Annotated in this window: 19 protein-coding genes; 8 read left to right on the top strand and 11 right to left on the bottom strand. The window is 44.7% G+C overall.

Features of this window, described 5'->3' with window-relative positions; all coding sequences use genetic code 11:
• Positions 1 to 84: 84 nt before the first annotated feature.
• From ACVC7T_RS07890 to uvrB, 7 genes are all read right to left on the bottom strand, one after another.
• The gene (locus tag ACVC7T_RS07890; protein WP_447262752.1) at positions 85 to 468 is read right to left on the bottom strand and encodes a hypothetical protein; all 384 of its coding nucleotides are present in this window, start codon (positions 466 to 468) and stop codon (positions 85 to 87) included.
• 11 nt (positions 469 to 479) lie between these two features.
• The gene (locus ACVC7T_RS07885) at positions 480 to 1,793 is read right to left on the bottom strand and encodes a glycosyltransferase family 4 protein (RefSeq protein WP_105160159.1); all 1,314 of its coding nucleotides are present in this window, start codon (positions 1,791 to 1,793) and stop codon (positions 480 to 482) included.
• The gene (locus tag ACVC7T_RS07880) at positions 1,794 to 2,792 is read right to left on the bottom strand and encodes a glycosyltransferase family 4 protein (protein ID WP_447262751.1); all 999 of its coding nucleotides are present in this window, start codon (positions 2,790 to 2,792) and stop codon (positions 1,794 to 1,796) included.
• 167 nt (positions 2,793 to 2,959) lie between these two features.
• The gene (locus tag ACVC7T_RS07875) at positions 2,960 to 3,706 is read right to left on the bottom strand and encodes an LPXTG cell wall anchor domain-containing protein (protein ID WP_161943361.1); all 747 of its coding nucleotides are present in this window, start codon (positions 3,704 to 3,706) and stop codon (positions 2,960 to 2,962) included.
• Positions 3,707 to 3,713: 7 nt separating this feature from the next.
• The gene (locus tag ACVC7T_RS07870) at positions 3,714 to 4,409 is read right to left on the bottom strand and encodes a hypothetical protein (protein ID WP_447262750.1); all 696 of its coding nucleotides are present in this window, start codon (positions 4,407 to 4,409) and stop codon (positions 3,714 to 3,716) included.
• A gap of 140 nt (positions 4,410 to 4,549) precedes the next feature.
• The gene (locus ACVC7T_RS07865; protein ID WP_306455666.1) at positions 4,550 to 5,191 is read right to left on the bottom strand and encodes a YSIRK-type signal peptide-containing protein; all 642 of its coding nucleotides are present in this window, start codon (positions 5,189 to 5,191) and stop codon (positions 4,550 to 4,552) included.
• 202 nt (positions 5,192 to 5,393) lie between these two features.
• Entirely contained in the window at positions 5,394 to 7,379 is a 1,986-nt protein-coding gene (gene uvrB, locus ACVC7T_RS07860) for an excinuclease ABC subunit UvrB (protein ID WP_447262749.1), read from the bottom strand.
• 196 nt (positions 7,380 to 7,575) lie between these two features.
• Between uvrB and ACVC7T_RS07855 the strand changes: the two genes are divergently transcribed.
• Complete coding sequence (locus ACVC7T_RS07855) at positions 7,576 to 9,780, top strand: ABC transporter substrate-binding protein/permease (protein ID WP_447262748.1); 2,205 nt, start codon at positions 7,576 to 7,578, stop codon at positions 9,778 to 9,780.
• Positions 9,780 to 10,520: an amino acid ABC transporter ATP-binding protein gene (locus ACVC7T_RS07850; RefSeq protein WP_105110775.1), complete on the top strand. Its 741-nt coding sequence runs from the start codon at positions 9,780 to 9,782 to the stop codon at positions 10,518 to 10,520. Before ACVC7T_RS07855 ends, ACVC7T_RS07850 begins: the two co-directional genes overlap by 1 nt.
• A gap of 155 nt (positions 10,521 to 10,675) precedes the next feature.
• Here the strand turns inward: ACVC7T_RS07850 and ACVC7T_RS07845 are convergent, their stop codons facing one another.
• A complete protein-coding gene (locus tag ACVC7T_RS07845; protein ID WP_447262747.1) occupies positions 10,676 to 11,167 on the bottom strand; it encodes a GNAT family N-acetyltransferase in 492 nt (163 codons plus the stop codon).
• Positions 11,168 to 11,277: 110 nt separating this feature from the next.
• Here ACVC7T_RS07845 and ACVC7T_RS07840 point away from each other — a divergent pair, with 110 nt between their 5' ends.
• Both ACVC7T_RS07840 and ACVC7T_RS07835 read left to right on the top strand, forming a co-directional pair.
• On the top strand, positions 11,278 to 11,913 hold the full coding sequence (locus ACVC7T_RS07840) for an NAD(P)H-binding protein (RefSeq protein WP_105110773.1): 636 nt from the start codon (positions 11,278 to 11,280) through the stop codon (positions 11,911 to 11,913).
• A gap of 209 nt (positions 11,914 to 12,122) precedes the next feature.
• The gene (locus tag ACVC7T_RS07835; protein WP_447262746.1) at positions 12,123 to 13,655 is read left to right on the top strand and encodes an ATP-binding cassette domain-containing protein; all 1,533 of its coding nucleotides are present in this window, start codon (positions 12,123 to 12,125) and stop codon (positions 13,653 to 13,655) included.
• Positions 13,656 to 14,063: 408 nt separating this feature from the next.
• Here the strand turns inward: ACVC7T_RS07835 and ACVC7T_RS07830 are convergent, their stop codons facing one another.
• Positions 14,064 to 15,734: a formate--tetrahydrofolate ligase gene (locus ACVC7T_RS07830; protein ID WP_447262745.1), complete on the bottom strand. Its 1,671-nt coding sequence runs from the start codon at positions 15,732 to 15,734 to the stop codon at positions 14,064 to 14,066.
• A gap of 203 nt (positions 15,735 to 15,937) precedes the next feature.
• On the opposite strand from ACVC7T_RS07830, the gene ACVC7T_RS07825 reads away from it, so the two are divergent.
• The 4 genes from ACVC7T_RS07825 to ACVC7T_RS07810 all read left to right on the top strand — a co-directional run bounded on the left by ACVC7T_RS07825 (position 15,938) and on the right by ACVC7T_RS07810 (position 19,541).
• Positions 15,938 to 16,621 carry a phosphopantothenate--cysteine ligase gene (locus tag ACVC7T_RS07825; RefSeq protein WP_172008754.1) on the top strand — a complete coding sequence of 228 codons (684 nt, stop codon included), beginning with the start codon at positions 15,938 to 15,940 and terminating at the stop codon, positions 16,619 to 16,621.
• Between the two features lie 4 nt (positions 16,622 to 16,625).
• A complete protein-coding gene (gene coaC, locus ACVC7T_RS07820; RefSeq protein ID WP_125266237.1) occupies positions 16,626 to 17,171 on the top strand; it encodes a phosphopantothenoylcysteine decarboxylase in 546 nt (181 codons plus the stop codon).
• A 19-nt stretch (positions 17,172 to 17,190) separates the two neighbouring features.
• Positions 17,191 to 17,730 (top strand): ECF transporter S component, encoded by a 540-nt coding sequence (locus tag ACVC7T_RS07815; protein ID WP_257118027.1) that lies wholly within the window; start codon positions 17,191 to 17,193, stop codon positions 17,728 to 17,730.
• A gap of 92 nt (positions 17,731 to 17,822) precedes the next feature.
• Positions 17,823 to 19,541, top strand: a complete 1,719-nt coding sequence (locus tag ACVC7T_RS07810) for a phospho-sugar mutase (RefSeq protein ID WP_172023101.1) — start codon at positions 17,823 to 17,825, stop codon at positions 19,539 to 19,541.
• 721 nt (positions 19,542 to 20,262) lie between these two features.
• Here ACVC7T_RS07810 and rfbD read toward each other — a convergent pair.
• Together rfbD and rfbB are read right to left on the bottom strand one after the other, a co-directional pair.
• On the bottom strand, positions 20,263 to 21,123 hold the full coding sequence (gene rfbD / locus ACVC7T_RS07805; protein WP_105122680.1) for a dTDP-4-dehydrorhamnose reductase: 861 nt from the start codon (positions 21,121 to 21,123) through the stop codon (positions 20,263 to 20,265).
• 53 nt (positions 21,124 to 21,176) lie between these two features.
• Positions 21,177 to 22,223 (bottom strand): dTDP-glucose 4,6-dehydratase, encoded by a 1,047-nt coding sequence (rfbB, locus tag ACVC7T_RS07800; RefSeq protein ID WP_125266235.1) that lies wholly within the window; start codon positions 22,221 to 22,223, stop codon positions 21,177 to 21,179.
• Positions 22,224 to 22,323 lie beyond the last annotated feature (100 nt).

The raw sequence follows: 22,323 nt of genomic DNA, 5'->3' as shown, positions 1-22,323 counted from the left end.
GCTCACAGCAACCGCGCACTCTCTCAAAGATTTCCTAGAATGGATAAGTCTCTAACAGTTATTATAGCAGGATTTTCGGATTTTTCAAGGATTTTTGCGAGAATTTCTAGATTTTCCAATTCCAAGCATCTTCCTCATCAAAACCCCTACTCCTACTCCGAGAAAACCTATGAGAATGTAAGGAATAACGTAGATTTCTGAGCCCTCTGCATTTGGAAAAATCAGGGCATCGACTGGCAGATAAAACAAGCCTTGTAGCAGTGGAAACCACCAGGAAAAGCCATGTTTGACAGTATAAATGATTGAAATCAGTAAAATCAAGATTGGTTGATAGACTAAAATCAAGTTAATCAACAATCCCTTGATGGTCAAGTCATCCAGCGGAGAATACATAATCAGCACCGGCACCAGATAATAGACCAGTAAAGTAGGCAAGATGTACCAAAATATTTTTCCTGAATTCTTCATTTTCATCCCTCCTAATCAAAGAAATTACGAACGGATTTGACCTGGGCAACTGATTTTCTGAGAATGCGAGCTGTGGTGTCGGTTGATTTGACAACGACCTTGGCTGGTAAGGTAACTGCTCCCTTGAGCAATACTTCTGCCACACTGTCTTGATTGGTGTGTTCCTTCTGGAAATCATGGGAAATTTTCAAATCCAGGTAATACTCAAAAACTCGGTGACCGAAATTCTTGGCGGAAATTTCATAGAGCTTTTTCTCCAGCAAGTAGGCATTCATGCTTGGCGTCGCCAAAATCGCATCAATGACCACATCTGCTATGTCCTTTTCCCGCTTAAAGAGGGTTCCAAACATCTTGTCCGTCACCAAATTATCCAAATAAGGATTCGAATGGGCTAGGATTGGAGTGCCTGATGCCAGGCTTTCCAAGAAGGTCAGACCCTGGGTTTCACTGGTAGATGCCGAGATAAAGAAATCAGCCGCTTTATAGTATAGAGCAGTATCGCTCGGCGCAATCATGCCCGTCATCTGAATATGACTGGCCAGCTGCATGCGGTCAATCATCTCCTGCAACTCTCCCGCATAAGGTCCACCACCAACGATAACCAGCTTGACCTTGGGATTTTCAGCCAAAATAGCCGGCATGGCCTTGACAAGGGCCTGAATATTTTTTTCATTGGAGATACGAGACAGGCTGAGCAGCATAGTTTCATCCTTAGCAATCCCCAGTTGCTGCCTCAGTTCATCAATATCCTCTTGGCAAATCTCAGGTCGGTCAAACTTGGCCAAATCAATTCCTGTCGGTATGACCCTTTTGGAAATAGGAACCTGATACTTATTCAGCAAATCTTCTACAATCTCGCTGGGACAGATAATCCCATCAAGGTCACGGAAGAAGGGTTTGAGGATATACTTGACCATGCTAGGGCGGATAATTTTCCCCTTAGCAATATAGTGGACGTAGTCCTCATACTGGGTATGGTAGGTATGAATAACTGGAATCCCCAATTCCTTGGCAATCAATTTCCCCAAAATCCCCAGAGAAAACTCCGTATGGGTATGAATAATATCCAGCTTGTAACGGCTGGCAATTTTCAAGGCATCCACAAAGCCAGCATAGGCCACTCGACGGTCCTTAAAGGCAAAGAAGGGCACGCTAGGAATGCGGATAATATCCCAATCCTCATAGCGGTTGACACCCTCATCAGTGGTCGTAAAAATAAATACTGCATGACCTAGTTTTTCCAGCTCCGTTTTCAGGGTCCGAATAGACGTCGCAACCCCCGAAACCTGCGGAAAATAGGTATCTGTAAACAATCCAATACGCATTTACAACTCCATGACTTGGCGATAGGCTTCTACTAGCTGGTGGGCTACATTGTCCATCGAGCGACTAACTGCCACCTGATAACCTGCCTCGCGCTTGTCTACTTTTTTATCTAAGATATTTTGAATGGATTGGACAAAATCATCGACAGTCTTGCCCAATTCGGCACTTGTTTCATCAATCCAGCCTTCATAAACTGGAATATCTCTCAGCACAACATGCTGGTGGCTGGCTAGAGCTTCCAAGACGACAATCCCTTCCGTCTCTTCATAGGATGGGAAGAAAAAGGCATCCGCTCCGCTCATTGCCCCCTGAAAAACAGCACCCTTGAAGTAACCAGGAAACTCGACATTAGGCGGATGAGCTCCTTCTACAATTTTCCGGATATAGGATGGAATCATCCATTTATTGATAGAGCCTAGCCAAATGAAGCGCACATGGGGCAGCTTTTCAGCCACCTTGACAAAATCCTCTATGCCCTTGCGGCGAAAATAAAGCCCGGCACAGACCACGACTGGTTGTCCCTCTTTAATACCGAAATAATCCCGAAAAACAGCCTCTTTGCGAGCATCTTTCTTGTACTTGTTCAAATCAATCCCATTGGACACGGCAACGATTGGAGTTGTCACCCCATAGGATTGGATGAGCTGCTTAGAATACTCTGACGGAGTAATGATAAAATCTGCTTTTCGGTACATGCTGGCCAGATATTTTCCCACAAATGGCGCCAGGCAATTGGATCCGATAAAGGAATTTTGAAAATCTTCCTTGGTCGAATGCCCGTGCAAAATGACCTTCTTTCCATGGCGTTTGGCAGCGTGCAAAAGCAACCAGGAACGTGGCCCATAGGTATTGATATGAATGACATCATAATCCCCTAAAAGGTCCGTCGTATAGGGAATTCCAGCCATGTCCAGGGCTTCCATTTGATGGTGGAGGGCCCGACCAATCCCTGATTTTTCCAGAACTGTCTTGCCTTCCAAATAGAGTAAAACTTTCATGATTCTATTATAGTTGATTTAAAAGAAAAAATATAGCGGAAACATGAAAAATCCAAGAAGACAAGGCTTAGCTTTATTCAACCTTCTACACTGATAATAAATCGAGGAGCAGAAAACCAAAAAGAAGCTGACACAAGGTCAACTTCCCATCATAATGAGTATATATTTTAGCCAAGTTCAGCTTTTTTTCTTTTCACTAAACCAAATCCAAGCATTCCCACTACAAGTCCAAGAGATGTCAAAGCATCTACTTGTCCAGTATTCGGCAATGTTTTAGCAGTTTGTCCTGAGGATTGATTGCTAACAGATTGTTCAGTGTTACCAGTTCCTTGGGATGAGATGCTGGTTTCCTCTGCTGAACCGCCAGCTGCAGCACCACCACCAACTAGATGCGAAATTGTTGGAGTAACTGTTGTTTCTTGCAAGATTTCAGTAGGTAAAATGTGACCCTGACTTAGAATGGCTGTAATGTCAAGCTCTGGTAATTCATGTGTAACGCTGTCGCCTTTTGCTGTGATAATTGAATCCTCAACCAGTGTTTCAACCTGCGGTTCGTCGACTGGAGCTACAACAACTGGCTCGTCGGCTGGTGTTATAACGGCTGGTTCGTCAACTGGCGTATCTACCTGAGGTTCCTCAACCGGAGCTTCTACCTGTGGTTCGTCTTCTGGGGTGACAACTGCTGGTTCATCAACTGGGGTCTCTTCGACTGGCGCCGGTTGACTGCCGATAATGATAACTTTGGCAATTGGTTCGATAATTGTAGTTGTACTTGTCGCTGTTACTTCGCCAGTGACTGCGTCAATTTTATAAGTTGTGGTTGTCGTCTCACTGCCGTCAACACCACCAGTCTCACTATAGTAGCCCACAGGTTTAGTAGAATCTGACTCATAGCGAGTACCATACTCGATCATCACTGTCTCAACTACCGGCTGTGTACCTTGGTAATGACTTTCTCTTCTGGTGCAACAATGACTGGAGTTCCATCGGTTGGAATGCTTGCTCACTTGAAAAATTATTGATCTGTACCGTCTCTTCCGAATAAGCATCTACAACGTGACCGAGCTCGTGAGCCATGACATAGGTTTCCCAGGTAAATTGACCTTTCTCCACATCGATAACACCACCTTTGAAACCGGCATTATTCATATTGATAGTAGCATCATATCCAAGGGTATTTCCACCAAAGCCATAGGGGTCGTCATAAATTTTGATAAGACCGTATTGTGATTTGGCGGCGTCTGGCATGGCCTGGTAGAAATTATAGAAATTATAGAAATTATCAATGGCACTATTTTTAACTGTGAAGTTGCCATAAATCTTGATCAAATCTTCCTTAGTGACCAAATCGCTACGGTTCATGTAGACATTATAGCGGTTTGTCAAACTAGCAAAGAGGTCTTTGACGCGATTTAAAGTTGCATCAGAGGCAGTTGTACTACCGATTTTTACGTAAAATTCCTCACTTCTGAGCATGATAGCCTTGGCTTCCGCATACATACAGGCCGGGATAACTGTGCCAAAAGTGTAGCGGTCACTTGGGCTAATCGCTCCCAAGACGGACGCTCGGTTAGACATGGTCACCAATTCCTGCATGACCATTTTTTGCTGTTCCAATCAAACTTGGTCGTTTCTATTGAATACAGCCATTTGTGGATTTTCCGCACGAGAATAGGCACTAGTACGAGCGTAACGCATCGTACCAACCATCGGTGAACCAAGGTCAGAAATGGTCAAATTTCTTATCGTCGTATTTGTCAGAATATCCCCGTAACCATTTGCCCATAACGTTGATTGATTGATTGATTGATAACGATCTGGTCACTTGGCTTTTCTTTTGTAAAGTCAACGCTGAACTGTGCTGTATAGTGACCTGTCGTCGCATCAAACATCTTTTGTTCAGGAGTATCATCTTGCAACTCTATAATTTTATCTCCGTCGCCTGCAGTTGCTGGCTCAACATAGGGAACATCCTCTTCAAACAGTTTTTCATTAGGAACTAATGGGAACTTAGCTGTTGCATACTCAGTACCTGGCAAAGTAGACATGGTATTGTATTGATTGTGATAAAGAATTAGCTCAGGATCTGATTCTCCTGGTACTTCCTCAACCACAAGTGGCTGTTCTACAGGAATTTCCGCTGGTGCTGGCACTTCAATTACCGGTTCTGTCTCAGTTTCAACAGAAACTTCTGCTGATATAGCCGGTTCTTGATTTTCTGTTACCGCAGGTGCTACCACCTCAGCCTGCACATCCTGGTTGCTCACCGCAACTGTTGCTGGATTTTCAGTTGGCAAACTATCGGCGTTAACAATCTGACCACCTAAAAATAGACCCACACAGACTGATGCGGCTCCTACTGAAAATTTACGAATACTAAATCGTTGCTTACGAAACAAATCTGTTTCCCTCTACATTCATCTTAAAAACTTACTGAAAGCAAGTCAGGCTCTTATATCTGGAAAAGGCCAAAGCAAAGACTAATCTGAATCAAAAATCGAAAGAATTTTTCAGCATGAACTTGTAGACACTACTTCCTGTAAAAATATAGAAAAAAGAGCATCTGATTGATACCCCTTAATCTGATTTTCTATTACTTTTCTACTTATTCTTGAGTTCAATGACCAGATCCCGAATCTGGGCAGCCAGTTCAAAGTCAAGCAACTCTGCTGCCTCCTGCATCTGAGCCTCCAGCTTCTTAATCATGGCCTTGCGTTCGTCACGGTTGAGACTGTCAAAGTCAACTACTTCTTCCGTCTCCTTGGCAACGGCCTTAGTTACACTAATCAGGTCACGGATCTCTTTCTTAATGGTCTGTGGAATGATGCCATGTTCTTCATTATAGGCCATCTGGATTTGACGGCGGCGGGCTGTTTCCTCCATAGCCTTGCGCATAGATTCGGTGACCTTGTCCGCATACATAATCACATGACCCTCAGAGTTACGAGCTGCCCGACCGATTGTCTGGATGAGCCCCCGTTCATTACGGAGGAAACCTTCCTTATCAGCATCCAAGATTGCCACCAGACTAACCTCTGGCACGTCAATCCCTTCACGCAAGAGGTTAATCCCTATCAAGACATCAAAGACGCCCAAACGCAAATCACGGATAATCTCCGTACGCTCCAAGGTCTTAATGTCCGAGTGCATATACTTGACCTTGACACCCATTTCTTTCAGGTAGTCGGTCAAGTCCTCTGCCATTTTCTTGGTCAATGTAGTAATAAAGGTCCGCTCACCCTTCTCAACACGGGCATTGATTTCACCTAAGAGGTCGTCCATTTGGCCCATGGTTGGACGGACTTCAACTTCTGGATCCAGCAGCCCGGTCGGACGGATAATCTGTTCGACAACGGTCTCTGTCTGCTCCATTTCATAGTCACCCGGCGTCGCAGATACATAGACAATCTGGTGGACATGGCTCTCAAATTCTTCCCTGCGCAGCGGACGGTTGTCCAATGCACTCGGGAGGCGGAAACCATAGTTGACCAACATCTCCTTACGTGAGCGGTCACCATTGTACATCCCCTTAATCTGCCCCATGGTCATGTGGCTCTCGTCAATCATGATGAGATAATCTTCAGGGAAAAAGTCCAGCAGAGTGTAGGGAGGCTCGCCCTCGCTTCGCCCGTCCATGTGGCGAGAATAGTTCTCAACTCCGTTGGTATAGCCCATTTCCCGAAGCATCTCGATGTCGTAGTCGGTTCGTTGTTTCAATCGCTGAGCTTCTAAGAGTTTTCCTTCTGATTCAAAGACCTTGAGCTGCTCTTCCAGCTCCGCCTGAATCTTGGCAATAGCCGTTTCCATGTGATCATCGTTGGTCACGAAGTGGGTGGCAGGGAAAATGGCCAAGTGATCCACATCGCCCAAAACCTTACCTGTCAGGCTTTCAATCTCACGGATGCGGTCGATTTCATCGCCGAAAAATTCGACACGAAAAGCGTGTTCGTCACGAGAAGCTGGGAAAATCTCCACCACATCTCCACGTACACGGAAGCGTCCCCGTTGGAAGTCGATGTCGTTGCGCTCGAACTGAATATCGACCAGAGAATTAAGCAACTGATCACGGGAAATCTCCTGACCTGGTCGCAGACTGACCACGCTGTCAGAATATTCCTTGGGCGAACCCAAACCGTAAATACAGGAAACCGAAGCCACCACGATGACATCGTTTCGCTCCAGCAGGGCTGAGGTCGCTGAGTGGCGGAGCTTGTCAATCTCATCATTGACCGAACTATCCTTTTCAATATAGGTGTCGCTGGACGGAACATAGGCTTCTGGCTGGTAGTAATCGTAGTATGACACGAAGTATTCTACCGCATTTTCTGGGAAGAATTCCTTGAACTCACTATAAAGCTGACCAGCCAAGGTCTTATTGTGGGCGATGACCAAGGTCGGCTTATTGACACGGGCAATGACCTGACTCATAGTGTAGGTCTTACCAGTACCCGTCGCCCCCATGAGAATCTGGGCTTTTTCGCCCCCCTCGATGTTATCCACCAAGGTTTCAATGGCTTGGGGCTGGTCACCAGACGGTGAATATTTTGACACTAGTTTAAATTGGTTTTCAGTATTTCGATTAATCATGGTTCTATTTTATCACAAGTCCAACATTTCATTGAAAAAATAGTTTTTCGGGGGGGGGGGTGAAAGATTAAATTTTCTCACAATTTAATAACTTACAATGTTATATTTTCTGACATATCCTTTTCATTGTTTTTGCATTAATTTTCATAATATGGTACAATGGGAAAGTTATTTTATAGATAGAAGGAGTATGGAAATGAAGAAAAAATTATTCATGCTATTGGCAAGCATTTTGCCGGTCTTCTTTATTTTTACAGGTGTTCAGGCAGATGATACGATTGATATCGTCTTTGACAATGCCTATGCACCATTTGAATTTAAAGATTCTGACCAAACTTATAAAGGATTAGATGTTGATATTATCAACGAAGTTGCAAAACGTTCAAATTGGAAAATGAATCAATCCTTCCCAGGATTTGATGCTGCTGTCAATGCGGTCCAGTCTGGTTCGGCCGATGCCCTCATGGCTGGTACGACCATTACCGAAGCCCGCAAAAAGGTCTTTACCTTCTCAGACCCCTACTTTGATACGAAGATTATCATTGCAACAACCAAGTCTAACAAGATTTCCTCCTATGAAGACCTCAAAGGTAAGACAGTTGGTGTTAAAAACGGTACTGCTTCTCAAACCTTCCTCGAAGAAAACAAGGACAAGTACGGTTTTACTATCAAAACCTTCGACACAGGGGACACGATGTACAACAGTCTTTCCACTGGCGCTATTGACGCTGCTATGGACGATGAGGCGGTTATCCAATACGCTATCCAACAAGGGCAAGACCTGAGCTTAGACATCCCTGGCGAACCAATTGGATCATTTGGTTTCTCTGTTAAAAAAGGAAGCCAATATGAGTACCTCGTTGATGATTTCAATAAGGCTCTTGCAGCTATGAAAGAAGACGGCACCTACGAAAAAATCATGAATAAATGGTTTGGTGCAGCTACCGCCTCTGCTGATACGCAGAACTACTCATCTCGCTTGAAATTATCTGGTGATGCTACTAAAAAAGCAACCCCTATCAAGTCAAGCTACACGATCGTTTCAGATTCATCATTTGCCCCATTTGAATACCAGGACGAGTCTGGTAAGTACGTCGGCATTGACATGGAATTGATCAAGGCCATTGCGGAGCAACAAGGAGTCACCATCACTATCCAAAATCCTGGTTTCGATGCAGCCCTTAACGCTGTCCAAGCTGGTCAAGCAGATGCCGTTATCGCTGGTATGTCGATTACTGACGCTCGTAAGGAAATCTTTGATTTCTCAGATGCCTACTACTCGTCTAATATCCTGCTGGCTGTTAAAAACGGCAGTGACATTGCATCCTATGAAGACCTCGAAGGAAAGACAGTCGGTGCCAAAAACGGTACAGCGTCTTACACTTTCTTGGAAAGCAACAAAGACAAGTATGGTTATACTTTGAAGGCCTTCGACGAGGCTTCTGGCATGTACGACAGTCTCAACTCTGGCTCAATTGACGCCCTCATGGATGATGAAGCGGTCCTCCTCTACGCTATTCAACAAGGTCGTGATTTCGCTACTCCAATCCCAGGTGAAAAATCTGGTGAATACGGATTTGCTGTGAAAAAAGGCAGCAATCCTGAACTGATTGAAATGTTCAACAATGGCTTGGCTGCATTGGTAGAATCAGGCAAGTACGATGAGATTTTCAACAAATACTTCAATGCCAAAGAAGAGACAACACCAAGTACAGCCACTGAAACAGTTGATGAAACCACCATTTTCGGTCTCTTGAAAAACAACTACGGTCAGCTCCTGTCTGGTCTTGGTATTACAGTTAGTTTGGCTCTCTTGTCATTTGCCATTGCTATCGTCATCGGTATTATCTTTGGTATGTTTGCGGTGAGCCCAATCAAGGCCCTTCGTGTTATCTCATCCGTCTTCGTTGATGTGGTTCGTGGTATTCCGTTGATGATTGTTGCAGCCTTCATCTTCTGGGGTATTCCAAACTTGATTGAGTCTATCACTGGTCAACAATCACCAATCAACGACTTCGTAGCCGGTACCATTGCCCTATCCCTTAACTCCGGTGCCTATATCGCAGAAATTGTCCGCGGTGGTATTCAAGCCGTTCCTGCGGGACAAATGGAGGCATCACGCAGTTTGGGTATTTCCTACGGGACAACCATGCGCAAGATTATCCTACCACAGGCTGGTAAAATCATGCTGCCAAACTTCATCAACCAATTTGTTATTACATTGAAAGATACGACCATCATCTCTGCGATTGGTCTTGTCGAACTCTTCCAAGCTGGTAAGATTATCATTGCCCGTAACTACCAATCCTTCCGTATGTATGCAATCCTTGCTATCATATACTTGGTGGTTATCACCCTCTTGACTCGCTTGGCACGTAAACTTGAAAAAGGAGGCAAATAATGGCTTTATTAAAAATCAATGTTGAAGACCTGCACAAGTCTTACGGGAAAAACGAGGTCTTGAAAGGCGTCTCTGCAAAATTCTACGAGGGGGACGTTGTCTGCATTATCGGTCCTTCTGGATCTGGTAAATCAACCTTCCTTCGTACACTCAACCTCCTGGAATCCATCACAAGTGGTCATGTTATGGTAGATGGTTACAATCTGACTGACCCTAAAACAGATGTTGATGCCTTCCGTGAAAATGTCGGAATGGTATTCCAGCACTTCAACCTCTTCCCACACATGTCCGTCTTAGAAAATATCACCTTTGCTCCTATCGAACATAAAAAATTGAATAAGGCTGAAGCTGAGAAAGTCGGCATGGAATTACTGGAAAAAGTCGGTCTAGCAGACAAGCGTGACGCTATGCCAGATAGCCTGTCCGGTGGTCAGAAACAGCGTGTAGCTATTGCCCGCGCGCTGGCTATGAACCCAGACATCATGCTCTTTGATGAACCAACGTCTGCCCTTGACCCAGAAATGGTCGGCGACGTACTCAACGTTATGAAAGACCTAGCTGAGCAAGGCATGACCATGTTGATTGTTACGCACGAGATGGGCTTTGCCCGCAAGGTTGCTAACCGCGTCATCTTTACAGACGGCGGTGAATTCCTTGAAGACGGCACACCCGAACAAATCTTCGACAACCCACAACACCCACGTCTCAAAGACTTCCTGGATAAGGTCCTGAACGTATAAAGATTAGAAAAAACCTTGCTTTGTCAAGGTTTTTTGAGTTTCTTCAAATTATTATTAGCGTCTTTTCTGGATGTAATATAAAGCCCATCTTGCCCTGATACACGGAAAGTAGAGTGAAAAGGTCGATTTCCCAGCACCGGGACTATTAATCATCATTATACTGTCACCTTGTAAGACCAGCCCTTCTCTGTTTTTTCGAGCCTGCTAAATCCCATCTTCTCAAACAGACGCTGGGAACCAATATTCCAATCATAAATTTCTCCTACTCGAATTTCTGTGAAGCCTAGCTCTTTCGCACGTTCTATCATCCGTTTTAAGACCTTGCCACCAATGCCCCTTGCCCAGCAACGGCTATCGCCGATGAAAATCGCAAAATCATCTGCCAGCAGGGTCACGTCTCCAATTGGTCTCCAACCACACTTTTCCCGAATTTCTATCCAGTAGCACTCGCCATTTTCCGATAAAAAACGGTACATCCTAGCTAATTTTTCCAAGCTATAAGCTTCTTTCACACCATCAACCAACCAGACTAGCTCCATATTTTGATGCCAGTCAAAAGCAAGCTCATATTGACCATCATAGGCACGAAGGCGTACGGTAGTATCAATTTCTAGTTGCTCTGATTGTCTTATATTCCTTATTGGCATTGCGATTTCTCCTTTTCCCTTTCATTATAGCATAAGGATGTTTTATATGTGACAAATGCTCAAATTAGGTATATAATTACTACATAGTGATATTCAGAGGAGGAATTCTTATGTCAAATGTACTTTTATTCGGAGCAAGTGGCTTTTTAGGTCAAGAAGTGATGGAAAAATTGATTGCGAGCGGTCATCAGCTAACTGCTATTACACGGTCATTTAATCCCGAAAATAGCAAAAAATTCCGTCCAGACATCGACTGGGTAGAGGCCGACCTCTATCAAGCAGATCAGTGGAAGGAATTGCTTAATGACCATACTGTTGTCATTAACTTGGTCGGTATGGTCAAAGAAGAGCCCGAAAAAGGCTTAACCTATGATAAGGTCATTCTCGGTGCTGCCAAGGTGATTGCGGATGTTATGGCTGATAAAAGTGACCACCACTACATTTACGTATCTACCCACCTCGAAGGACTTGCGACGCCAGAAGGCTACCGCAAGGCTAAAAAAGAGGCGGAGGATTATCTCTTGGCTCAATCCTTCAAAACGAGCATCGTCCGTCCTAGCATGATGTACGGTCCAGGCAAGGCAGGGACAAATGAAAGAGCCCAGGCTATTCTGGAAAAAATGGACCCTGCAAGTCCAGCTTGGGCCGGTCGACCAATTGCCGTGGAAAAGGTTGCCCAGACCATTGCTAACATTGTCAACGGAAAAACTGACCAAACCATATTCGAAAATGATGATATGGCTTGACAAATTATTCCCTATCAGATAGACTAATACTATCAAAAGAATACGAGGTAAAGGATCATGGACACAGACAAGTAATCTCTATTAAGTTTATACTTAGAGGTAGCTTGCCTGTGTCTATTTTTCCTGTTCTCCTATTCCCAAAATAGGTCTTTTTTGAGCAGGCACGCTACTGAGTAAGTAGTGTGTTTTTTCTTATAAAAGGAGGCCTTATGCTCATCACAACACAAAATCTCTCAATCCACCACCAAAAAGACCTGCGTCCACTCGTAACCGACCTCACCCTCACCATCAATAGTGGCGATAAGGTGGCTATCATTGGCGAAGAAGGCAATGGCAAGTCCAGCCTTCTCAAGACCTTGCTCAATCCAGACATGGTAGCAGACTATCTCCTGATAAGTGGCACGATTCAGCGCCACTTCACCGCACCGATCTACATCCCACAGTCTCTTCCTTTGGAAATGGCAGAGCTGACACTCAATGACTACTTCTTTTCTCAAGTAGATCTGGATATTGATTTCGGACTGCTCTATCGCTACGCCGAACAACTGGCTTTTGACAGTGACCGATTGAGCAGTGACCAATTGATTTCTAGCCTGTCCGGTGGAGAAAAACTCAAAATCCAACTCATCAAATCGCTCGCTAAGCATTCTGATATTATTTTCCTAGACGAACCGTCAAACGACCTAGACCTAGATACGCTCTCATGGTTGGAAAACTATATTGCCACTAGCTCCAAAACGATTGTCTACGTCTCACACGATGAGGATTTTCTTGCCAAAACTGCCACAAAAATTGTGCATTTACAATCTGTAAAGAAAAAAATGCTGGCCAAAACAAGCGTTCAGACCATAGATTATCAAGCCTACCGTGACCAGCGCGAGGCAGCCTACTATAAACAGGTCCAGCAAGCGCAAAACGACCGCAAGGAATTTGAAAAAGCCATGGAAAAACACCGTCGCCAAAAATCTCAGGTCCGGAATACCTTGCTCAATACCCATGATGCAACAGCTGGACGGCTAGTAGCCAAAAAGATGAAATCTGTTTTAGCTAGGGAAAAGCGCTATGAAAAACAGGCAGAAAGCATGACCAAAATGCCATTCCATGAAGATGCCATTCACCTGTTCTTCTCTGACATTCAGCCGTTGCCAGCTCACAAACAGATTATCGACGTACAGGGTGAAGAACTGTGGTGCCATGAACGCCTGTTGGTCAAAAATCTCTTCATGAAGGTCAAGGCTGGTGAAAAAGTCGGCATTATCGGAGCCAACGGTGTCGGAAAATCCAGCCTCATCAAGTTACTCTATCAGCATCTGCAAACCAGGTCTGACCTACAGCTGGGCTACATGCCTCAGCACTACGCAGATTTATTGCCATTAAGCAAAACTCCTCTCGCATTTTTAGCAGGAGAAAAGGATAAAGAGGAACAAGAGGCTGCTCTCACCTACCTGGCCAGTCTCCAATTCACCCGCGAAGAGGTTCACCATGCTATTTCCGATTTATCAGGGGGGCAACAAGCAAAATTACTGCTCTTAAAAATGGTATTGGACAAGGCCAATGTTTTACTACTAGACGAGCCCAGTCGCAATTTTTCACCCATTTCACAGCCCTACATTCGTAAATTATTATCGGATTATCAGGGGACACTTATCTGCGTCTCGCACGATCGGCGATTTTTGAGGGAGGTCTGTCATCAAGTTTACAAACTAAGCAAGCAAGGACTATACAGGCTAGACAGCATCTAAAAAAGTCTCACAGCGAGACTTTTTCAGAATACAGACAAACTAAATTCTGGATAAATAAACTGAGTAGCTCTACTAAGAAAAAACAAAAATTTAGTTTATTTTGCGAGCGGAACGAGCCCTAAGTCAGGACTTTCCGCTGTGATGAAAATGCCTGAAACGTTGTCCGTTTCAGGCATTCGGAGTATTTGAGACCTTAGGCTCAAATACTAGGTATGGAATTCCGTAGGTAGCTCAAACAGTCTGGGGGACTGTTTGAGGAGTAAACCTAGAAACAAGAAAGTTTACTACCGTCCGACATCACCTCAGGAAAGTCTGAAAAGAGATTTTGTCTACAAACTCAAAAAGTCTCACAGCGAGACTTTTTTGTATTTTTATTCAATTAGGCTGGTTCTAATCATAAACTCATTTCTAAAACAAGCCCAAGGCTGAACCATCTGCTGCCACGTCCATGTTGAGAGCCGCAGGTGCTTTTGGCAAACCAGGCATGGTCATGACATCACCGGTCAAAGCCACGATAAAGCCAGCACCTAATTTTGGTACAAATTCACGGACAGTAATATCGAAATCAGTCGGTGCCCCCAGCGCAAATGGATCATCTGAAAAACTGTACTGGGTCTTGGCCATACAAACAGGCAATTTATCCCAGCCATTCTTGGCAAATTCGGCCAATTGATTGCGGGCTTTCTTTTCAAAAACGACACCCGTTCCACCGTAAATCTGCGTCACAATCTTACTGACCTTGGTTGCCAAATCATCGTCAGACTGATAAATGGCTTGGTAGTTGGCCTGCTGTTTTTCAATGGTTGCGACTACCGTTTCAGCCAAAGCAACTCCACCGGCCGCACCGTCTGCCCAGACACTGGCAAGTTCGACAGGAACACCGATTTGACCACACAGTTCTTTGAGTGCAGCGATTTCGTCAGCTGTATCAGATACAAATTCATTGATGGCAACGACAGCTGGAATACCGTATCTCTGGATATTTTCGACATGGCGCTTGAGATTGGCAAAGCCAGCTTTAACAGCCTCGACATTCTCAGTCGCAAGGTCTGATTTTGCGACACCACCGTGCATCTTCAGAGCTCTCAGCGTGGCAACAATCACCACGGCATCAGGCGATTTTGGCAAATTCGGTGTCTTAATATCCAAGAATTTCTCTGCACCCAAATCTGCTCCAAAACCAGCCTCTGTGACCGTATAATCTGCCAAACGTAGAGCCGTCGTAGTCGCAAGGACTGAGTTACAACCATGGGCAATATTGGCAAATGGACCACCATGAACCAAAGCGGGCGTACCATAAATGGTTTGAACCAAATTTGGCTTAATCGCATCTTTGAGAATGAGAGTCAGCGCTCCTTCCACCTGCAAATCCCGAACAAAAACAGGTGTACGGTCATAGCGATAACCAATGACAATGCTTGCCAAGCGTTCTTTGAGGTCGTCTAGGTCCGTCGCCAAGCAGAGAATGGCCATAATTTCAGAGGCAACCGTAATATCAAAGCCATCTTCACGCGGTACACCGTTCAGCGGTCCACCCAGACCAACTGTGACCTTACGAAGGGCGCGATCATTTAGGTCTACCACCCGTTTCCAAATAATCCGGCGCGGATCCAAGCCCAACTCGTTTCCTTGATGCAAATGATTATCAATCAGAGCAGACAGGGCATTGTTAGCTGTTGTAATGGCGTGCATATCCCCTGTGAAATGCAAATTGATATCTTCCATCGGTAGAACCTGCGCATAGCCACCACCAGCAGCTCCCCCCTTGACACCCATTACAGGTCCAAGCGATGGCTCCCGCAAGGCAATCATGGTTTTCTTGCCAATTTTTGCCAGAGCATCTGCCAATCCAATAGTCACAGTGGACTTGCCTTCTCCAGCTGGAGTTGGGTTGATGGCTGTTACCAAAATTAACTTGCCAAGCTCATTGTCCTTGACTGCATTGATTTTATCAAAAGACAATTTAGCCTTGTATTTTCCGTATAATTCGAGGTCATCAAATCCAATTCCGACCTGCTCAACAATCTCTGTAATCGGCTTGAGTGAAACACTCTGTGCAATTTCAATGTCTGTTTTCATGCTAGCTCCCCTTAGCGAAATCTTTTTTCCAGTATATCACATCCCCTTGGAAAATCGGAAACATTTTTATGAAAAATAGTAAGAGTATTCGGATTTTGTGGCGGACTATCATTCAATAACAGTTATAGTTTGATTCCATTTTAGTAATAGTCTATTGGTCGCGAAAACTTTACGAAAAATGGAAAATTTAGTACAATATGGACATGAAAATCATCATTACATCAGGTGGAACCAGTGAAGTTATTGACCAGGTCAGGGCTATCACCAACCACGCAACAGGTACCTTAGGAAAAATCATTGCCGAACAGGCTCTGGCAAGAGGGCACGAGGTAACTTTGGTGACAACCAAGCAAGCTGTCAAGCCAACATCTCATCCTCATCTGACAATTGTAGAAATCACCAATGTAGAGAGCCTGAAAGAAACTCTTGAACCTCTTGTCAAGACCCACCAAGTCCTCATCCACAGCATGGCCGTTTCCGACTACACACCGGTCTATATGACTGGCTTGGACGAGGTTAGGGAAACAGAGGACATCACCAGCCTGCTGGAGAAGAAAAATACGGAAACCAAGATTTCATCCAAGGCTGACTACCAGGTGCTCTTCTTGAAAAAAACACCCAAAGTTATCTCCCATGTCAAACAATGGAATCCAGGCATCCAGTTGATTGGCTTTAAGTTACTGGTCGACGTGCCCAAGGAAGAACTATTTGCCGTGGCACGAGATAGCATCCAGCGCAACAAAGCAGACTACATCCTGGCCAACGACCTAGTGGACATTACTACCGACAAACATCTGGGCTACCTGGTGTCTCAGACCGAGGCTATTCCTGCGGAGACTAAGCAGGACATCGCCCAACTCATTTTAAATACCGTTGAAAAGGGGTAAGACTATGGCAAGAATTACGCTTGCGGTGACAGGATCTATTTCCGCCTACAAGGCTGCTGACATCACCAGCCAGCTGACAAAACTCGGTCACTTTGTGACAGTCCTCATGAGCCGCTCTGCTATGGACTTTATCACGCCCTTGACCCTTCAAGCCCTGTCCAAAAATCTGGTCCATACCGACCTCATGCTGGAGGAAAATCCTGCCTCTATCAAGCATATCGATATTGCCAAGGAAACGGACCTTTTCCTGGTGGCCCCTACCTCGGCCAATACTATCGCCAAGCTGGCAAACGGTATGGCAGACAATATGGTGACGGCGACGGCTCTGGCCATCCCTATCGGGGTGCCAAAATTGGTCGCTCCTGCCATGAATACTAATATGTACCTCCACCCAGCCACACAACACAATCTGAAGACCTTGACAAGCTATGGCTATGAAGAAATCAAGCCTCGGGAGGCCCTGCTTGCCTGCGGTGATTTTGGAACTGGGGCCCTGGCTGAGGTTGACATCATCATAGAGAAAGTGAGTAGAATTTTAAGTGAGAAATAAACAGTCCAATCAGGTGGCCATGACAGCCATTTTTATCGCCATTATGATCATTATCGAGGTCATCAGCCAGGCTATTTTTGCCAGTTTCGTACTTCCTGTCAAGCCAACCATTACCCACATCCCTGTCATCATTGCTAGCATCCTCTACGGACCAAAGCTGGGAGCCAAGCTAGGCGGCTTCATGGGCGTCATGTCCATTATCCGAAATTCCATTATCTTATCGCCTATGAGCTATGTCTTTAGCCCCTTGGTGGAAAACGGGAACTTCTACTCTATTCTGATTGCCCTTGTCCCACGAATTTTGATTGGGGTTACGCCTTATTATATCTACAAATGGCTGAGCAATAAGCCTGGACTGGCTATGGCGGGGCTGACTGGTACATTGACCAATACCATTTTTGTCCTGTCCGGTATTTTCATTTTCTTTGGCTCTGTCTACAAGGGCGACATTAAACTGGTCCTAGCAGGCATCGTTTCTATCAACTCCATCACGGAATTGATTGTCTCAGCCCTATTGACCGTAGCCATTGTTCCGATTTTGCAGAAAGTTGTAAAATAAATCTCAGAAAATCATGTGAAAGCATGATTTTTTTTTTTGAAAATGGTATAATGAAAGCGTTTAATAGAAAAAATTTTTTAAGGAGATATCCTATGTCTTATCAAGAAACCTATCAAACTTGGCTAGATGTTGCTGACCTGCCTGACTACCTTCGTCAGGATTTATTGGCCATGGATGAAAAAAGCAAGGAAGATGCCTTCTATACAAATCTTGAATTTGGTACAGCAGGTATGCGTGGCTATATCGGTGCTGGTACCAACCGCATCAATATCTACGTGGTGCGTCAAGCAACCGAAGGTTTGGCAAAATTGGTCGAGTCTAAAGGTGAAGAAGCTAAAAAACGTGGGGTAGCGATTGCTTACGACACTCGCCACTTCTCTCCAGAATTTGCCTTTGAATCCGCACAGGTCTTGGCAGCACATGGCATCAAGTCTTACGTCTTTGAAAGCCTACGCCCAACACCAGAATTGTCCTTTGCTGTCCGCCACTACAATGCCGTTGCAGGTATCATGGTGACTGCCAGCCACAACCCTAAAGAATTCAATGGTTACAAGGTTTACGGCGAAGATGGTGGACAAATGCCACCAGCAGATGCCTCTGCTTTGACAGACTACATCCGTGCTATTGACAATCCATTTGCAGTGGAATTGGCTGACTTGGAAGAAAGCAAGGCTAATGGTCTGATTACGGTTCTCGGTGAAGAGACAGACCGCCTCTACCTGGATGAGCTCAAGTCTATCAATATCAACAAAGACTTGATTGCTGAGCATGGTAAGGACATGAAGATTGTCTATACCCCACTTCACGGTACTGGTGAGATGTTGGCTCGTCGTGCCTTGGCTGAAGCTGGCTTTGAGTCTGTGGCAGTTGTCGAAAGCCAAGCAACAGCTGACCCAGACTTCTCAACAGTTGCCTCTCCAAACCCAGAAAGCCAGGCTGCCTTTGCACTTGCCGAAGAACTTGGCCGCGAAGTTGGTGCAGATGTATTGCTGGCAACAGACCCAGATGCTGACCGTGTCGGTGTCGAAGTCCGTCAAGCAGACGGTTCATACTGGAACCTGTCTGGTAACCAAATCGGTGCTATCATTGCTAAGTATGTCCTTGAAGCGCATAAACAAGCAGGTACCCTCCCAGCAAATGCTGCCCTTGCTAAATCGATTGTGTCAACTGAACTGGTAACTAAGATAGCTGAAAGCTACGGCGCAACCATGTTCAACGTCTTGACAGGTTTCAAATTCATCGCTGAGAAAATCCAAGAATTTGAAGAAAAACACAACCATACTTACATGTTTGGTTTTGAAGAAAGCTTTGGTTACTTGATTAAGCCATTCGTGCGCGATAAGGATGCCATTCAAGCCGTTCTGATGGTCGCAGAGATTGCTGCCTACTACCGCTCTCGCGGCATGACCTTGGCAGATGGTATCGACGAAATCTTCAAGGAATACGGTTACTTCGCTGAGAAAACCATATCTGTTACTCTTTCTGGTAAAGACGGTGCCGAGCAAATCAAGGCTATCATGGCTAAGTTCCGTGAGCATGCTCCTGAGCAGTTCAACAAGACTGACATTGCTCTCTTCGAGGACTTCGCTCTGCAAAAGGCTGTCGCTCTTGACGGAACGACAACTGAACTGACAACACCTCCGTCAGATGTGCTCAAGTACACCTTGACAGACGATAGCTGGTTTGCCGTTCGCCCATCAGGTACCGAACCAAAAATCAAATTCTACATCGCAACAGTTGGCGCAACCTTAGGTGAAGCTGAAGAAAAAATCGCCAATATCGAAAAAGAAATTACAGAATTTGTAGGATAGAAATAAGGTCACAGCTGAGCTGTGGCTTTTTCTATGGTTATATTTTAGCAACTAATAAAATCAGTTACGCCACTTCATCCGCTCGATGATTGACCGGATCAATAACTTGTGGTTGGAAGCACCGAAAAACTCAAAAAACGGCTCTATAAGACTGTAGTGGGGAAATCCCCTATAGAGATTATGGAGCCTTTTTGAGTATCAAAAAGTCCCATACGACCTATAATGAAAAGCGACGAAACTCAGATTAGAAAGGGATCGTATGGAATAGATAAACAGTCAGGGAAATGACCGTTTATCCCCGAACCAAGAAATAATAAAGCGAGGATAGTATCACAAACTTACTTGGAACGAAAGACCCCAACATCACTATTTTGGATCATGTGGACTGCACTTCTCACAAAGAAATTCTTGCCAAACTGGATTATTCAGCTATTTTTACAATCATCAACGTTTTCAAGAGCGCAACAACGGCCTTGCCCCTCTTGAAATGAGGAACAAGGCCGTCGCCTAATCTTTTTTTATTTCATTATCCACTTGACGGGGAGCTGTTCAGTCTTAAACGGATTTACGCAGGAGTTAGTTAGCGCTAACTCCTTTTATATTTTTATTATAAACCTTTGAACTTGATTTTTCAAGTAAAATACCTGGGAAATTATATGAATGCTAAGAAATATTTCCTGGGATATGTAGAGGTTTCGTGACCAATATTATATTATCCTAGCTACTTATCACCCATTTTTTCCTGCTCATAAAACGCCTGCAAGGCCTCTTGCCATGTCGGGATGACAAATCCTGTTGCCTTTGCCTTATCCAAGCTCATGGTTGAGTTGAAAGGACGCTTAGCCTTGGCTGGGAACTGGCTAGAGTCCACTGGTAATACCTTAGTGTTGGTATTCTTGAGGATCTCTGTCGCAAAGTCAAACCAAGTCGTATCTTCTACCGCATCGTTTGACAAATGATAGTAGCCAAATGCTTGCTTGGTTTCCACCAAATGTACCATAAATTCTGCCAAGGTCCGTGTCCAGGTTGGACGCCCATGCTGGTCATTGACTACTGTTAATGTGTCTCGAGTTTGAGCAAGATTTTGCATAGTGAAAACAAAGTTTTTGCCATAGTTACCAAAGACCCAAGCCGTACGCACTGTGTAGAACTTGTCTGCAAATTTCTCAACTGCTTCTTCACCCAAACGCTTGGTACGACCGTATTCAGATTGAGGATCTGGTTGATCATCTACTTGCCATTCTTGACCGACTGGCAACTCACCGTTGAAGACATAGTCTGTTGAGATATAGACAAGGGTTGCACCGTATTTGGCTGCAGCCTTGGCAATATTTTCAGAGCCCGTTACGTTAATCTTGTAGTTGAGCTCCTTGCCCTCATCTTCTGCCAAATCAACAGCTGTGTAGGCTGCACAGTGGTAAACAACGCTTGGCTTGACCTCTGCAAAGAAGGCATCTACTTTCTCTGCATCTGTGATGTCCATTTCTGCTACATCAGCGGCAACGTACTCGACACCACGTTCATCCAAGAGATAACGCAATTCTGTACCCAACTGACCATTTGCACCTGTAATTAAAATCATGTTTGCTCCTCGTTTCAAGAAAGGCTTGGGCAAAAGCCCTAGCCTTCTGTTTTTTATTTAATAACTTCCTGTGTCTTAGCATAGTTGGCTTCAACAGCTTCTTTTTCAGCCTTCCACCAGTCTTGGTTATCTGTGTACCACTGGATTGTTTCTTCCAAACCTTCAGAGAAGTTGGTAAACTGCGGTGTCCAGCCAAGCTCATCACGAAGTTTGCTTGCGTCAATAGCATAGCGTAAATCGTGTCCTGCACGGTCAGTCACGTGATCGTAAGCATCTTTTGGTTGACCCATTTTTTCAAGAATCAATTCAAGCACTTCTTTGTTGTTCTTCTCACCGTCAGCACCAATCAGGTAAGTTTCACCCATACGGCCTTTTGTCAAGATTGCCCAAACACCAGTCGAGTGGTCGTTGGTATGAATCCAGTCACGGACGTTTTTACCTTCACCGTACAATTTTGGCTTGATACCTGCCAAGATATTGGTAATTTGACGTGGGATAAATTTCTCGATGTGTTGGTAAGGACCGTAGTTGTTTGAACAGTTTGAAATGGTTGCTTTGACGCCAAAAGAACGCACCCATGCTTTGACAATCAAGTCTGAAGCAGCCTTGGTTGATGAGTAAGGTGATGATGGGTTGTAGTTGGTTTCCGCAGTGAATTTCTCACCTGGACCTTCTCCATGACCTGGCAAGTCTTCACGCAAAGGAAGATCGCCGTAAACTTCATCTGTTGATACATGATGGAAACGGATGTCGTATTTACGAGCCGCTTCAAGCAATGTGTAAGTACCGATAAAGTTGGTATGGATAAATGGGCTCGGATCGTTGAGAGAGTTGTCGTTGTGGCTTTCTGCCGCATAGTGAACAATAGCATCTGCCTTAGCAGCCAATTTGTCAACCAATTCAGCATCTGCAATGTCGCCAACAACAAGCTCCACACGGTCACCAAGAATAGCTTCCAAGTTGGCCTTGTTTCCAGCATAAGTCAATTTATCCAAGACAGTCACATGGACGTCTGGATGGTTATTGTAAACGTAGTGCACAAAGTTTGAGCCAATGAAACCAGCTCCACCAGTTACGATAATATGTTTAAATTGAGACATTTTTTTCTCCGAAAAGTTTTTTTCTTTTTTTGATAGTTTCCTTAGGTAGTGGGGACGCCAGCAACCCTTCAGTTTCATGGCTAAATTTTGGACCTAAGGT

It is taken from the genome of Streptococcus sp. P25B114, assembly GCF_053010325.1.
Note: the sequence above shows the minus strand (reverse complement) of the source record. Positions and strands in the feature narration are given on the sequence as shown.

Bases quoted from the DNA above. Each gene is read 5' to 3' on its own strand.
- ACVC7T_RS07840 (WP_105110773.1), top strand. From the start codon at position 11,278: ATGTCAAATGTACTTTTATTCGGAGCAAGTGGCTTTTTAGGTCAAGAA.
- ACVC7T_RS07810 (WP_172023101.1), top strand. From the start codon at position 17,823: ATGTCTTATCAAGAAACCTATCAAACTTGGCTAGATGTTGCTGACCTG.
- ACVC7T_RS07880 (WP_447262751.1), bottom strand. From the start codon at position 2,792: ATGAAAGTTTTACTCTATTTGGAAGGCAAGACAGTTCTGGAAAAATCA.
- ACVC7T_RS07875 (WP_161943361.1), bottom strand. From the start codon at position 3,706: ATGATCGAGTATGGTACTCGCTATGAGTCAGATTCTACTAAACCTGTG.
- ACVC7T_RS07845 (WP_447262747.1), bottom strand. From the start codon at position 11,167: ATGCCAATAAGGAATATAAGACAATCAGAGCAACTAGAAATTGATACT.
- rfbB (WP_125266235.1), bottom strand. From the start codon at position 22,223: ATGTCTCAATTTAAACATATTATCGTAACTGGTGGAGCTGGTTTCATT.
- ACVC7T_RS07835 (WP_447262746.1), top strand. From the start codon at position 12,123: ATGCTCATCACAACACAAAATCTCTCAATCCACCACCAAAAAGACCTG.
- ACVC7T_RS07825 (WP_172008754.1), top strand. From the start codon at position 15,938: ATGAAAATCATCATTACATCAGGTGGAACCAGTGAAGTTATTGACCAG.
- ACVC7T_RS07850 (WP_105110775.1), top strand. From the start codon at position 9,780: ATGGCTTTATTAAAAATCAATGTTGAAGACCTGCACAAGTCTTACGGG.
- coaC (WP_125266237.1), top strand. From the start codon at position 16,626: ATGGCAAGAATTACGCTTGCGGTGACAGGATCTATTTCCGCCTACAAG.
- rfbD (WP_105122680.1), bottom strand. From the start codon at position 21,123: ATGATTTTAATTACAGGTGCAAATGGTCAGTTGGGTACAGAATTGCGT.
- ACVC7T_RS07855 (WP_447262748.1), top strand. From the start codon at position 7,576: ATGAAGAAAAAATTATTCATGCTATTGGCAAGCATTTTGCCGGTCTTC.
- ACVC7T_RS07830 (WP_447262745.1), bottom strand. From the start codon at position 15,734: ATGAAAACAGACATTGAAATTGCACAGAGTGTTTCACTCAAGCCGATT.
- ACVC7T_RS07890 (WP_447262752.1), bottom strand. From the start codon at position 468: ATGAAGAATTCAGGAAAAATATTTTGGTACATCTTGCCTACTTTACTG.
- ACVC7T_RS07885 (WP_105160159.1), bottom strand. From the start codon at position 1,793: ATGCGTATTGGATTGTTTACAGATACCTATTTTCCGCAGGTTTCGGGG.
- uvrB (WP_447262749.1), bottom strand. From the start codon at position 7,379: ATGATTAATCGAAATACTGAAAACCAATTTAAACTAGTGTCAAAATAT.
- ACVC7T_RS07815 (WP_257118027.1), top strand. From the start codon at position 17,191: ATGACAGCCATTTTTATCGCCATTATGATCATTATCGAGGTCATCAGC.